At 31.8% G+C, this 13,054-nt stretch carries 15 protein-coding genes; 7 read left to right on the forward strand and 8 right to left on the reverse strand.

Going from position 1 to position 13,054, the window contains the following annotated elements; all coding sequences use genetic code 11:
- Positions 1 to 38 precede the first annotated feature (38 nt).
- The 7 genes from ACXIHB_RS07135 to ACXIHB_RS07165 all read left to right on the forward strand — a co-directional run bounded on the left by ACXIHB_RS07135 (position 39) and on the right by ACXIHB_RS07165 (position 5,721).
- On the forward strand, positions 39 to 1,271 hold the full coding sequence (locus tag ACXIHB_RS07135; RefSeq protein WP_159493334.1) for a sigma-54 interaction domain-containing protein: 1,233 nt from the start codon (positions 39 to 41) through the stop codon (positions 1,269 to 1,271).
- A 40-nt stretch (positions 1,272 to 1,311) separates the two neighbouring features.
- The gene (locus ACXIHB_RS07140; protein WP_047788558.1) at positions 1,312 to 1,818 is read left to right on the forward strand and encodes an LptE family protein; all 507 of its coding nucleotides are present in this window, start codon (positions 1,312 to 1,314) and stop codon (positions 1,816 to 1,818) included.
- Positions 1,796 to 2,566: a hypothetical protein gene (locus ACXIHB_RS07145; RefSeq protein ID WP_462099271.1), complete on the forward strand. Its 771-nt coding sequence runs from the start codon at positions 1,796 to 1,798 to the stop codon at positions 2,564 to 2,566. The genes ACXIHB_RS07140 and ACXIHB_RS07145 overlap by 23 nt, the downstream gene beginning before the upstream one ends.
- On the forward strand, positions 2,567 to 2,911 hold the full coding sequence (gene secG / locus ACXIHB_RS07150; protein ID WP_047788559.1) for a preprotein translocase subunit SecG: 345 nt from the start codon (positions 2,567 to 2,569) through the stop codon (positions 2,909 to 2,911). It abuts the gene before it with no gap.
- Between the two features lie 163 nt (positions 2,912 to 3,074).
- Entirely contained in the window at positions 3,075 to 3,350 is a 276-nt protein-coding gene (locus ACXIHB_RS07155; protein ID WP_047788560.1) for a co-chaperone GroES, read from the forward strand.
- A gap of 98 nt (positions 3,351 to 3,448) precedes the next feature.
- Positions 3,449 to 5,086: a chaperonin GroEL gene (gene groL / locus ACXIHB_RS07160; RefSeq protein WP_462099272.1), complete on the forward strand. Its 1,638-nt coding sequence runs from the start codon at positions 3,449 to 3,451 to the stop codon at positions 5,084 to 5,086.
- Between the two features lie 140 nt (positions 5,087 to 5,226).
- Entirely contained in the window at positions 5,227 to 5,721 is a 495-nt protein-coding gene (locus tag ACXIHB_RS07165) for a hypothetical protein (protein WP_125068884.1), read from the forward strand.
- 27 nt (positions 5,722 to 5,748) lie between these two features.
- Here the strand turns inward: ACXIHB_RS07165 and ACXIHB_RS07170 are convergent, their stop codons facing one another.
- From ACXIHB_RS07170 to ACXIHB_RS07205, 8 genes are all read right to left on the reverse strand, one after another.
- Positions 5,749 to 6,726 carry a polyprenyl synthetase family protein gene (locus ACXIHB_RS07170; protein ID WP_047788564.1) on the reverse strand — a complete coding sequence of 326 codons (978 nt, stop codon included), beginning with the start codon at positions 6,724 to 6,726 and terminating at the stop codon, positions 5,749 to 5,751.
- Between the two features lie 328 nt (positions 6,727 to 7,054).
- Entirely contained in the window at positions 7,055 to 8,095 is a 1,041-nt protein-coding gene (gene rlmN, locus ACXIHB_RS07175) for a dual-specificity RNA methyltransferase RlmN (RefSeq protein ID WP_172644833.1), read from the reverse strand.
- Positions 8,096 to 8,165: 70 nt separating this feature from the next.
- Positions 8,166 to 9,215: a tRNA preQ1(34) S-adenosylmethionine ribosyltransferase-isomerase QueA gene (queA, locus tag ACXIHB_RS07180; protein WP_047788566.1), complete on the reverse strand. Its 1,050-nt coding sequence runs from the start codon at positions 9,213 to 9,215 to the stop codon at positions 8,166 to 8,168.
- A 67-nt stretch (positions 9,216 to 9,282) separates the two neighbouring features.
- A complete protein-coding gene (locus tag ACXIHB_RS07185) occupies positions 9,283 to 10,512 on the reverse strand; it encodes a 3-phosphoshikimate 1-carboxyvinyltransferase (RefSeq protein ID WP_437823162.1) in 1,230 nt (409 codons plus the stop codon).
- Positions 10,513 to 10,518: 6 nt separating this feature from the next.
- A complete protein-coding gene (locus ACXIHB_RS07190; RefSeq protein ID WP_073181790.1) occupies positions 10,519 to 10,767 on the reverse strand; it encodes a hypothetical protein in 249 nt (82 codons plus the stop codon).
- On the reverse strand, positions 10,768 to 11,094 hold the full coding sequence (locus tag ACXIHB_RS07195; protein ID WP_073182681.1) for a nucleotide pyrophosphohydrolase: 327 nt from the start codon (positions 11,092 to 11,094) through the stop codon (positions 10,768 to 10,770).
- Positions 11,095 to 11,141: 47 nt separating this feature from the next.
- Positions 11,142 to 11,519, reverse strand: coding sequence for a VOC family protein (locus tag ACXIHB_RS07200; protein ID WP_073181792.1), 378 nt, complete (start codon positions 11,517 to 11,519; stop codon positions 11,142 to 11,144).
- Positions 11,510 to 12,727, reverse strand: a complete 1,218-nt coding sequence (locus ACXIHB_RS07205) for an MFS transporter (RefSeq protein WP_159613997.1) — start codon at positions 12,725 to 12,727, stop codon at positions 11,510 to 11,512. Before ACXIHB_RS07205 ends, ACXIHB_RS07200 begins: the two co-directional genes overlap by 10 nt.
- Positions 12,728 to 13,054: the final 327 nt, after the last annotated feature.

Here is a 13,054-nt window from a genome sequence, read left to right on the forward strand (position 1 = left end):
TTTTCTCTCTGCTCTTTTTTCTTTATTCTAAAAAAGAAATGGAAAATTTACAAGCTATAAAACAACGCTTTGGCATTATCGGTAACGATATGCAACTAAATCGTGCTATTGAAAAATCGATTCGTGTTGCTCCCACTGATATTTCGGTATTAGTTACTGGTGAAAGTGGTGTTGGAAAAGAAAGTATACCAAAAATAATTCATCAATTATCACACAGAAAACATGCAAAATACATTGCAGTTAACTGTGGAGCGATTCCTGAAGGAACAATTGACAGCGAATTATTTGGACATGAAAAAGGAGCTTTTACAGGAGCTACACAAACCCGAAAAGGCTATTTTGAAGTGGCTGATGGCGGAACTATTTTTTTAGATGAAGTTGGTGAACTGCCGTTAACCACGCAAGTACGTTTATTACGTGTTTTAGAAAATGGAGAATTTATAAAAGTAGGATCTTCACAAGTACAAAAAACAAATGTTCGTATTGTAGCTGCAACCAACGTTAATATGCACGAAGCCATTTCTAAAGAGAAATTTCGTGAAGATTTATATTACCGTTTAAGTACTATAGAAATTTCACTACCTCCTTTGAGAGAACGTGGTGAAGACATTCATTTATTATTTAGAAAGTTTGCTGCCGATTTTGCACAAAAATACCGAATGCCTACCATCAGGTTAAATGAGAATGCTGTAAAGGTTTTATTGAACTATCATTTCCCTGGTAATATTCGTCAATTAAAAAACATTGCCGAACAAGTATCAATAGTTGAGGAAGATAGGCTAATTACCCCTGAAAAACTAATTCAATATTTGCCTGAAAACCGTAGTAATCTACCTGCTGTTGTAGGTGACAGAACTACAAGTCAGTCAGATTTTGCTAATGAACGAGACATCATGTATAAAATCTTGTTTGATATGCGTAATGACATTAATGATCTAAAAAAGCTAACGCTAGATTTAATGCAAAACGGAAACTCTGAACAGGTACAAGAAGACAATCATCGTTTAATTGAACGTATTTATCAAGATCAAGATTTATCAGAAGCTTCAAACATTGAGGTAGTACAAATTCCAAAATCAACTTCTCATCAAAATGATTATGATTATGCGGAAACCATTGAGGAAGATGAAAGTTTATCGTTACAAGAAAAAGAAATAGAAATGATAAAAAAGTCTCTCGAAAAAAACAATGGTAAGCGTAAATTAGCTGCCAAAGAATTAGGAATATCTGAGAGAACCTTATACAGAAAAATAAAACAATACGACTTATAATAGTTATATTGTTTACTTTTAAAAAATTATTCAACTTTAAATGAAAAAAACTCTTTATATAGTATCGTTACTTATTACTTTTACAACCATTATTGGTTGTGGAGCATACTCTTTTACTGGTGGAAACACAGGAAATGCAAAAACAATTCAGGTTGATTTTTTTCCTAACCAAGCACCTTTAGTTGAACCAATACTTAGTCAAAAATTCACACAAGATTTACAAGACTTATTTACACGTCAAACTAATTTAACCTTGGTTAGCACTAGTGGTGATTTACATTTTTATGGTGAAATTGTTGATTATCGCATTACACCAATGAGTGCCACAGCTCAACAAACAGCTGCTCAAAACCGATTAACAATTACTGTAAATGTAAACTTTGTTAATGCTTTAGAAGAGAAAGATAATTTTGAAAAACGTTTTTCTTTTTACTACGATTATGGAGCTAATCAACAATTAACTGGAGGAGTTTTAGAAACAGCTTTAAATGAAATCATAGAACGTATTACGCAAGATATTTTTAATGCCTCAGTGGCAAAATGGTAATTTTTTGAATAAGGATTTATACATACAGTTATTAGAAAAGCCTGAATTAATTTCGCAAGAATATCTTTCAGACATTACTGATATTATTCAAGAATATCCTTTTTTTCAATCTGCTAGAGCGCTTCGTTTAAAAATTTTAAAAAATCAAGAAAGTTATAAATACAACAACGAGTTAAAAATAACGGCAGCTCACACCAGTGATAGAACTATTTTATTTGATTTTATTACCTCTGAAGCTTTCAAAGAAGCTCCTATAAAAGAAGAAAAGATTAGTTTAAAAGACAAAATTCTTCCTAAAAGGAAACAAGTAAAAGTTTCAGCAATAGAAGAAGATTTAGCTATTGGCAAACCTCTTTCTTTCACACAAAACGAAACCTTTTCTTTTAATCAATGGTTGCAACTATCATCTAAAAAAACTATTGTTAGAACTTTAGATAATAAAATTTCAGAAAAACAAGCTAAAGAAGTGCCTGTTAAGTCTGAACACGAAGCTATTATTGATCGTTTTATCGAAACTGCTCCAAAAATTTCTCGTCCTAATAAAACAAATACTTCGGATATAAAAATATCCGAAAATCAACAGAACAACCAATTAGCTACTGAAACTTTAGCTAAAGTATATTTAGAACAAAAGAAATATGACAGTGCTATTCAAGCATATAAAATATTAAGTTTGAAATATCCAGAAAAAAGTGGTTTCTTTGCAGACCAAATTAAAAGAATACAAATTTTACAAAACAATAAATAGATGACAACGTATACTTTACTTTTAGTTTTAATATTGATTGTTGCAATAGCATTAATCTTAATTGTAATGGTTCAAAATCCTAAAGGTGGAGGATTATCTTCATCATTTGGAGGCGGTGGAGCTCAAAATATTGGAGGTGTACAAAATACAAATAGCTTTTTAGACAGAACTACTTGGACATTAGCTATTACTATGTTTGCTTTAATTTTATTAGCAAACTTCGCTATTCCAAGAGGTAATGCAGCTGACGCTCCTCAATTAAATGAAACTTTAAACAATATTGAAACTACAACAACTCCTGCTACACCAGCAGCAACAGATACAGCTAAAGACAGCGCTCAGTAGTTTTTAAAAAAATAGAATATAAAATGCCAACGTAAATGACACGTTGGCATTTTTTTTATTTATTAATCTAATGTATTAGAAAAATTGTCAGCAAAAATCTAATGGCATAATTTCTGACAAAATACTACCAGTAAAATTAATTTAATCAATCAAAATATATAAAATGGGATTAAACATTAAACCTTTAGCAGACAGAGTTCTTGTTGAACCAGCTGCAGCAGAAACTACTACAGCATCAGGAATCATCATCCCTGACAACGCAAAGGAAAAACCACAAAAAGGTACTGTCGTAGCCGTAGGGAACGGAACAAAAGATGAGCCTTTAACTGTAAAAGTTGGTGATACTGTTTTATACGGAAAGTACGCTGGTACAGAGCTTAAATTAGAAGGAAAAGATTATTTAATTATGAGAGAAAGCGACATTTTCGCTATTATCTAAAATTTCTTTGCTATTAGCTTTTCGCTATTAGCCTATTAAACAAAAAATTTAAAACCAAGCCAACAGCTATATGCTAACGGCAAAAAACTTAAACAAACATGGCAAAAGATATAAAATTTGATGTAGACGCTCGCGATGGATTAAAACGCGGGGTAGATGCATTAGCGAATGCAGTAAAAGTAACTTTAGGACCTAAAGGACGTAACGTTATTATTTCTAAATCTTTCGGAGCTCCTCATGTAACTAAAGATGGTGTTTCTGTAGCTAAAGAAGTAGAGTTAGAAGATGAGTTAGAAAACATGGGAGCTCAAATGGTAAAAGAAGTAGCTTCTAAAACTAACGATTTAGCAGGTGATGGTACTACTACTGCAACCGTATTAGCTCAAGCAATCGTAAAAGAAGGATTAAAAAATGTTGCTGCAGGTGCAAACCCAATGGATTTAAAACGTGGTATTGATAAGGCAGTAGTTGCTATTACTGAAGATTTAGCTAAACAATCTAAAGAGGTTGGTGATTCATCAGAGAAAATCAAGCAAGTAGCTGCAATCTCTTCTAACAACGATGCTATAATTGGTAACTTAATTGCTGAAGCTTTTGAAAAAGTTGGTAAAGAAGGAGTAATTACTGTAGAAGAAGCTAAAGGGACTGACACTTATGTTGATGTTGTTGAAGGAATGCAGTTTGACCGTGGATACTTATCTCCATACTTCGTTACAGATGCTGATAAAATGATTGCTGATTTAGAAAATCCATATATTTTATTATTTGATAAAAAGATTTCTAACTTACAAGAAATCTTACCTATTTTAGAGCCAGTTGCTCAATCAGGAAGACCTTTATTAATCATTGCTGAAGATGTTGATGGACAAGCATTGGCTACTTTAGTAGTAAACAAGTTACGTGGTGGATTAAAAATTGCTGCTGTTAAGGCTCCAGGATTCGGAGACAGAAGAAAAGCAATGTTAGAAGACATCGCTATTTTAACTGGTGGTACTGTAATTTCTGAAGAAAGAGGTTTCTCTTTAGAGAATGCTACTTTAGATTTATTAGGAACTGCTGAGACAGTAACTATTGATAAAGACAATACAACTATCGTAAACGGATCTGGTGATGAAGAACAAATTAAGGCTCGCGTAAACCAAATTAAAACACAAATTGAAACTACTACTTCTGACTACGATCGTGAGAAATTACAAGAACGTTTAGCGAAGTTAGCTGGTGGTGTTGCTGTATTATATGTTGGTGCTGCTTCTGAAGTAGAAATGAAAGAAAAGAAAGACCGTGTTGATGATGCTTTACATGCTACAAGAGCCGCTGTAGAAGAAGGAATTGTTGCCGGTGGTGGTGTTGCTTTAGTACGTGCTAAAAAGGTATTAGAAACTATTACTACAGAAAATTTAGACGAAACTACAGGTATTCAAATTGTGAATAGAGCTATTGAATCTCCATTACGTACGATTGTTGAAAATGCTGGTGGTGAAGGTTCTGTTGTAATTAACAAGGTATTAGAAGGTAAAAAAGACTTTGGATATGATGCTAAATCTGAACAATATGTAGATATGTTAGAGGTTGGTATTATCGATCCTAAGAAAGTAACTCGTGTAGCTTTAGAAAACGCTGCTTCTGTTGCTGGAATGATCTTAACTACTGAGTGTGCTTTGGTTGACATTAAAGAAGATGCTCCTGCAGGTGGTGGAATGCCTCCAATGGGTGGTGGAATGCCAGGAATGATGTAATGGCAAATCGCCATAGATAAATACAGAAAACCTCGAGACATATCTCGAGGTTTTTGTATGAAAAACAAAAAATTACTCATTAAAAAACAACCATAAAATTATCAGTTTTTTGTATAATTGATAAAAAATAATGTGAAGCTATGAACAACAATAAGATTAAAGAGGAAATTCGTAATTACAAACTATATAAAATCCAAACTACAGATCAAAAAATACGTGAGTTTGAAAATACCTTTAAAAAAATAGAAGAAAAATCTATTTTTAGAAGTATCAAGGATTTTTCTTTAAACTCTTTTAGGATTATCTTGCTTTTACTATCAATTTTAACGGTTAGCTTTTCTTTAATTTTCTTCTTTCCTGAATTTATAGTTACCATTATAGAAAAATCAACCAAATCTTCACTCACTCAAGACAGTAAAACAATTCTTTTATTAAATCATAATGTATTTTCATACATTTTCTTCTCTACCAGTATGGTTTTATTCATTTTAACCTATACAGTAAATAAAAACATAAAAAATCGTAACTACACATTTAAGCTACATCTTTTAACTAGTGATATTATAAATCATCTAAAAGATATATCTAAAGATGAGAAAATAAAATATGAAGCATACGTAGAAAATACTAAATAAAAGTTAGCTTATCTCATACATGTAAAGTTATATTTTCCTTTCCACAACATAATCAATCATTTGCAGTAGGGAATTTTTATAATCTGAGTCTGGATAATTGTCTAAAATGGCTAATGCCTTATTTTTATAGTCGTGCATTTTAGCAGTAGTATACTCCAATCCCCCATTTTCTTTGACAAAAGCAATAACTTCTTTTACCCGTTTTTTGTTTTTGTTATGCTTCTTAACGGAATTTATTAACCACGATTTTTCTTTTGGAGAACAAGTATTCAAGGTATAAATTAACGGAAGTGTCATCTTTTGTTCTTTGATATCTATTCCTGTTGGTTTACCTATTTTGTCTTCAGTGTAATCAAATAAATCATCTTTAATTTGAAAAGCAATACCAATATACTCTCCAAACTTACGCATCTGTTGCACTGTTTTATTATTTGCTCCTACCGAGGCAGCACCAATACCACAACAAGCTGCTATTAGCGTAGCTGTCTTTTGACGGATAATTTCAAAATAAACTTCTTCAGTAATATCTAGTTTGCGAGCTTTTTCAATTTGTAATAACTCCCCTTCACTCATTTCTCTAACCGCAATAGAAATCAGTTTTAACAAATCAAAATCTTCATTATCTATAGAGAGTAATAATCCTTTGGATAGTAAATAATCACCTACTAAAACAGCTATTTTATTCTTCCAAAGTGCATTAATTGAGAAAAAACCTCTACGTCTATTACTATCGTCAACTACATCATCATGTACTAATGTTGCTGTGTGGATTAATTCTACTACTGAAGCTCCTCGATATGTACGTTCATCAAAACCACCATTAGAAACCATTTTTGCTACCAAAAACACAAACATTGGTCGCATTTGCTTTCCTTTTCTGCGGACGATATAATAGGTAATTCTGTTTAATAATGGAACTTTAGACAACATCGAATCTTTGAACTTTGTTTCAAAGAGTTCCATTTCTTTAGCAATCGGAAGTTTTATTTGCTCAACTGGCTTCATATAGTGAACAAAAATAAGAATAAAAAATGTTTACTTTTGATTAAAAACAAAATATGAAACACTTAAAGAGAAGAGCGATTGTTTTTCTTATAATCTGTACCTGTTTAATATTATTAGGAAGCTACATTTCTGACGGTAATCAACGCTCTTGTTTAGGTAATCCAGTTATTTTACCATACATTTTTTTAGGTCTCCCTTTTGTATTTTTGTTAGGTATACTGGATATTATCGTTTTAACTTTTTTAAAGAAACTAAGACTTTATAAAATTATTATTAACTTAAGTTTAATTCTAGTTTCTTTTCTCATTGCTTTTCTATTTATAGAGTACTAAGATTTATTAGCTAATTGCCCACAAGCAGCATCAATATCTTTTCCTCTAGAACGACGCACATTTACCACAATATCGTTCATTTCAAGATTAGAAATATAATTGTTTAAAGCTCTATCTGATGCTTGTTGAAACTCTCCGTCATCTATTGGATTGTACTCAATTAAATTAACCTTACACGGAACATATTTGCAGAATTGCACCAAGGCATCAATATCTTCTTTTCGATCGTTAATTCCATTCCAAACAACGTACTCATATGTTATTTTTCGTTTAGTCTTTTCATACCAATACTCCAAAGATTCCCTTAGATCTTTTAATGGAAAAGTAGCATTAAATGGCATAATAGATGTTCGAACCTCATCAATAGCGGAGTGTAATGAAACTGCTAAATTAAAACGTACTTCATCATCTGCCATTTTTTTAATCATTTTAGGCACACCAGAAGTTGATACGGTAATTCTTCGAGCTGCCATTCCCAAGCCTTCTTCTGAAGTTATTTTATCAATAGCTTTAATTACGTTATTGTAATTCATTAAAGGTTCTCCCATTCCCATAAAAACAATATTTGACAATTTATGATTATGGTATAACCTACTTTGTTTATCAATTGCTACAACTTGATCGTAAATTTCATCCGCATTTAAATTACGCATACGTTTTAAACGAGCTGTTGCACAAAATTTACAATCTAAACTACATCCTACTTGACTAGATACACAAGCTGTAGTACGTTTTTCTGTAGGAATTAAAACTGACTCTACAATTAATCCGTCATGAAGTTTAATTGCATTTTTTATAGTACCATCATTACTACGCTGCATTGTATCAACTTCAATATGATTGATTACAAAGTTCTCATCAAGCATTTTTCTTGTTACTTTAGATAAACTTGTCATATCATCAAACGAATGTGCTGCTTTATGCCATAACCATTCATATACTTGGTTACCTCGAAAGGCTTTATCTCCGTTTTCAACAAAAAAGTCACGGAGTTGTTCTTTGGTTAATGCACGTATGTCTTTTTTCTTTACTATCATCATCAGGTACAAAAATACACAAAACCTCACAAGTAACTTGTGAGGTTTTGTAAATGGTTTAAAAACTGTTTTATAAAATTAACATCGCATCTCCGTACGAGTAAAATTTATATTTTTCTTTAATTGCTTCATGGTATGCTTCCATAATAAAATCGTGCCCTGCAAATGCAGAAACCATCATTAACAATGTAGATTTAGGCGTATGAAAATTCGTTACCATAGAGTTAGCTATACTAAAATCATAAGGAGGAAAAATAAACTTATTCGTCCATCCTTCAAAAGCGTTTAATTGATTGCTTGAAGAAACAGATGATTCTATAGTTCTCATTACAGTAGTTCCAATTGCACATACTCTTTTTTTGTTGGCTATAGCATTATTTACAATATCTGCACTAGCTTGTGGGATAATAATTTGCTCAGAATCCATTTTGTGCTTAGATAAATCTTCAACCTCAACTGGATTAAATGTACCTAAACCTACATGCAATGTTGTTTCAGCAAAATCTACTCCTTTAATTTCTAATCGTTTCATTAAGTGCTTAGAGAAGTGTAATCCTGCTGTTGGTGCTGCTACTGCTCCTTCGTGCTTAGCAAAAATAGTTTGGTAACGATCTTCATCTTCTGGCTCTACCTCACGTTTTATGTATTTTGGTAATGGAGTTTCTCCTAACTCAATTAATTTTTTTCTAAATTCATCGTAAGGTCCATCAAATAAGAAACGTAATGTTCTACCTCGTGAAGTAGTATTGTCAATAACTTCAGCTACTAAACTTTCATCGTCTCCAAAGAATAATTTATTACCTATTCTTATTTTTCTTGCTGGATCTACTAATACATCCCACAAACGATTTTCAGCATTTAATTCACGTAATAAAAATACTTCAATACGGGCTCCTGTTTTTTCCTTGTTCCCGTACATACGAGCTGGAAAAACTTTCGTATTGTTCAACATCATTACATCTCCTTCATCAAAATAATCGATTAAATCTTTAAATAGTTTATGCTCGATTTTTTGTGTGTCACGGTGCAATACCATTAATCGTGCTTCATCTCTATGCTCTGAAGGATATTCTGCCAATAATTCTTTTGGCAATTCAAAATTAAAATTTGATAATTTCATTTGTAAAATTTTCTTAACGGTGGCAAATATACAATTTCAACATAGGGGTTGTCAAGCTATTGCCCTATTATTTTATGGTAACATTCTGAATTCCTACACTCAGCATATCTTTCCAAAAACTTCTATACGATTTAGTTACTACTTCTGCTTCTAAAATTTCTATGGAAACTTTTAATGCTAACGGAGCAAATGCCATTGCCATACGGTGATCATTATAAGTGGCTATTTGAATATTCTCTTTAATTTTTATAGATGATTTTAAGTGTAAACTTTCATTAGTAACAGAAATATCTGCTCCTAATTTTGTTAACTCTTCACGTAATGCTTCTAAACGATCAGTCTCTTTAATTTTTAAGGTATGTAGCCCTGTTAAATCACAAGCAACACCTAATCCGAAACATGTAACTGCAATAGTTTGGGCTATATCTGGTGCATTTTTTAAATTTTCTTTCAATACAGCTGAACTATGTTCTTTTTCTTTGGTTAAAAGAATTGAGTTGTCTTTAAAAGTAGTCGTTACTCCAAATTGTTTATAAATTTTTTCCAAGCAACTATCTCCTTGCAAACTATCTTTTTTATACGCTGATAATTTCACAAAGGAACCTACTTTACTCAACGCTATAATCGAATAAAAATAAGACGCTGAACTCCAATCAGACTCAACTACAACTGTTTGTTTCTCTAAAGTTAATTTAGGTTTTATTTTAATAACCTGTCCTTTAAACTCAGCTTCAACCTTCAATTGATGTAATAGCTGTAAGGTCATATTGATGTATGGGACAGACGTTATTTCACCTATTAACTCAATCTCTAATCCGTTTTGTAAACCTGGAGCAATTAACATTAATGCTGAAATATATTGACTACTTACATTTCCATTAATCGAAACCTTATCCTTTGCTAGTTTTTTCCCTGATATTTTAAGTGGCGGGTATCCTTCTTTTTCAACGTACTCTATAGTTGCTCCTAAATCACGGAGCGCATTAACCAAAATTTCAATCGGTCGATTATGCATGCGGTCTGATCCTTGCAATATTTTTGTAACGCCTTCTTGTGTTGCAAAAAAAGCAGTTAAAAAGCGCATCGCAGTTCCTGCATGTCCAATATCTGCAACTATATCATCAGAGGTTAACGCTCCTTGTAAATGGTGTGTATCGTCAGAATCTGATAAATTTTCTATCCGTAAACCTGAATATAATTGCTGTAAAATCAACAATCTATTCGATTCACTTTTTGAACCTGAAATGGTTATGTGAGTACCTGAATTAAATTCTTCAGTTTTTAATCTTAAATCCATAAAAAACTATTTCGTTTTTTTATTTACAATGTATACACTATAAATAAGTGCGATTACTATTTTGCTCAACCAAAAACGAATCCACTGTTTATTTGCGAAATGTACATTGTACACAGTTTCAAAGTCTCCTGAAAAAATAGCCCCTCCTGTTTTAAATAATAAAGAAAATACCGCTACGATTATTAAAAAAGGAGTTCCTACTTTTAAAACATTAATCCAAAAACTTCCTTTTTGTATATTATTAATGAGACTCATTTATTGTAGTTTTTTGTTATTGTGATGACGATCGTGATCTCTTTTAGTTTTAATATCCAACTTCTTATCAAAGGCTTCTTGCAAATTTACGCCTGTTTGATTTGCTAAACACAACACTACAAACATTACATCGGCCAATTCTTCTCCTAAATCTTTGTTTTTATCACTTTCTTTTTCACTTTGCTCTCCATAACGACGCGCAATAATTCGAGCAACCTCTCCAACTTCTTCTGTTAGTTGCGCCATATTTGTTAACTCATTAAAGTAACGTACTCCGTGATTTTTAATCCAATCATCTACCTGTTTTTGTGCGTCTTGTATATTCATATTTTCTGCTTTCTTATTAAACATTCAAAGATAAAAACTTCTATTTCTTAATCGATTCGCCAAGGCGGATTTTTTCTGTGTTCTCCTGCTTTAAACAGAATTAATTTATTACCATCTGGATCTAACAAATGGGCTTCTCTCCATAACCATGTTTGATCTTTGGGTAATTGGGTGAATTGAACTCCCTTTTCTTGTAGTTTCTCTACTAATTCATCTAAATTTTCATCTTCAAAATACAATGTAACACCCTCTCCTTTAGGCAGCTTCTCTACTTGATGAATTGAGAAAGTTGTATTACCATCTGGCACTTCAAATCGGACATATCTAGGGCTTGCATCTACAATGAGAAGCAAGCCTAGTTTTTTATAAAATATTACAGATTCATTTACATCTATAGACGGAATTGTTACTTGATTTAAGTCCATGCGATTACTTTCTCTCTTTTTACAATTCGTATTAACATTAATAAAAATAATACTCCTATTCCCGATAATACAATCATAAAATTCCATGTATTATCAAATCCAATATTATCAATTAATTGCATTCCAGAATTGTGTCCGAAAATATGCGACATAGAAAATGCAATACTATAATACGCCATATATTCTCCTTGATTTCCTTTTTTGGCTCGTTCCATTACAAAGGCGTTTGAAAAAGGGAAAGCTATCATTTCTCCAATAGTCATTAACAACATTCCTACAATTAAAATTCCAGCCCAACCTGTTAAATTGATTACTACAAAACTTAATCCTGTAAGTGATAAGCCAAAAAACATTAAGAATTCTTTAGTATACTTACTTTTTTCTAACCAAGTAATCAGCGGCATTTCTAATAGGAAAATGAAAAAACCGTTCATGCCCATTAACAGTCCTATTTCTAACTCTGTTAAATGATGTATATCTTTATAATATAATGGCATGGTAGAGAAATATTGTAAAAAAATAAACCCGAACACAAACATTCCTACAAAAAATATCCAAAAAGCCTTATCTGAAAAAATCGACTTTGGATTTTCTACCTTTACTTCATCTAACACTCTTGCTTTTTTAGGATGTAATACATTTATCAATAATAAAGTTGCTAAAACACAAGTAACTCCATCTACCCAAAACAGCCCGCTATACCCCATTGAGGTAATTATTAATCCTCCAACTGCTGGACCTGCAGAAAAACCCAAGTTAATTGCCAGACGGATTAAGGTTATTGAACGTGTTTTATTTTCTGGTTTACTATAAGTATTTAAGGCTACAAACATAGCGGGTCTAAAAGTATCTGCTACTAGCATCACCAAAAAGATACCAATACAAAACCCCCAGAAAGTTTCTACAAATTGTAAGGATACAAAGAGTAATCCTGTTAAAAACAAACTGGTTTTCATTACCTTGTAAAAACCTATTTTATCTGCTAATTTTCCTCCCAACCAAGAGCCTACAACAGAACCTAATCCAAAGCAAGTCATAATCCAACCTACATCTTTTAAAGTAAACTGTAAACTTTCTCTTAAATACAAAGACATAAACGGAATTACCATTGTACCTGCCCTGTTTATTAGAGTTATTAAAGCGAGCCACCATACTTCGATTGATAAACCTTTAAAGGTATCTAAATAATTAAAATAGAGTTTTTTCATGTGGTTTGGTTTTAGTGTTGATGTTGATATAAAAATAAAAAGTCCGACTATGAAGTCGGACTTTTTATTATCGTTATATTTTATGTAAACATAATTATAATACATACATTGCCCGATCGTCTTTGTGTCTTACCACAGTCGATTTACATTGCTTATATGTATTAAAAATTGTCATTACTTTAATTCTACGGCTGTAAATTTATAAAAAAACAAATTGTTTCTACAAAAATTTTATTTTTTATTTTTTTTAATAGTTTTTACACGCTTAAAAGTTTACTTTTAACCATTCGTCTACAGTAACACTCTTTTAATCTTATTTTTTATTTT

It is taken from the genome of Tenacibaculum sp. IMCC1 (assembly GCF_054906355.1).

Excerpts from the sequence above, each read along its gene's own strand:
- ACXIHB_RS07135 (WP_159493334.1), top strand. The coding sequence starts at position 39 with ATGGAAAATTTACAAGCTATAAAACAACGCTTTGGCATTATCGGTAAC.
- ACXIHB_RS07140 (WP_047788558.1), top strand. The coding sequence starts at position 1,312 with ATGAAAAAAACTCTTTATATAGTATCGTTACTTATTACTTTTACAACC.
- ACXIHB_RS07145 (WP_462099271.1), top strand. The coding sequence starts at position 1,796 with ATGCCTCAGTGGCAAAATGGTAATTTTTTGAATAAGGATTTATACATA.
- secG (WP_047788559.1), top strand. The coding sequence starts at position 2,567 with ATGACAACGTATACTTTACTTTTAGTTTTAATATTGATTGTTGCAATA.
- ACXIHB_RS07155 (WP_047788560.1), top strand. The coding sequence starts at position 3,075 with ATGGGATTAAACATTAAACCTTTAGCAGACAGAGTTCTTGTTGAACCA.
- groL (WP_462099272.1), top strand. The coding sequence starts at position 3,449 with ATGGCAAAAGATATAAAATTTGATGTAGACGCTCGCGATGGATTAAAA.
- ACXIHB_RS07165 (WP_125068884.1), top strand. The coding sequence starts at position 5,227 with ATGAACAACAATAAGATTAAAGAGGAAATTCGTAATTACAAACTATAT.
- ACXIHB_RS07170 (WP_047788564.1), bottom strand. The coding sequence starts at position 6,726 with ATGAAGCCAGTTGAGCAAATAAAACTTCCGATTGCTAAAGAAATGGAA.
- rlmN (WP_172644833.1), bottom strand. The coding sequence starts at position 8,095 with ATGATAGTAAAGAAAAAAGACATACGTGCATTAACCAAAGAACAACTC.
- queA (WP_047788566.1), bottom strand. The coding sequence starts at position 9,215 with ATGAAATTATCAAATTTTAATTTTGAATTGCCAAAAGAATTATTGGCA.
- ACXIHB_RS07185 (WP_437823162.1), bottom strand. The coding sequence starts at position 10,512 with ATGGATTTAAGATTAAAAACTGAAGAATTTAATTCAGGTACTCACATA.
- ACXIHB_RS07190 (WP_073181790.1), bottom strand. The coding sequence starts at position 10,767 with ATGAGTCTCATTAATAATATACAAAAAGGAAGTTTTTGGATTAATGTT.
- ACXIHB_RS07195 (WP_073182681.1), bottom strand. The coding sequence starts at position 11,094 with ATGAATATACAAGACGCACAAAAACAGGTAGATGATTGGATTAAAAAT.
- ACXIHB_RS07200 (WP_073181792.1), bottom strand. The coding sequence starts at position 11,519 with ATGGACTTAAATCAAGTAACAATTCCGTCTATAGATGTAAATGAATCT.
- ACXIHB_RS07205 (WP_159613997.1), bottom strand. The coding sequence starts at position 12,727 with ATGAAAAAACTCTATTTTAATTATTTAGATACCTTTAAAGGTTTATCA.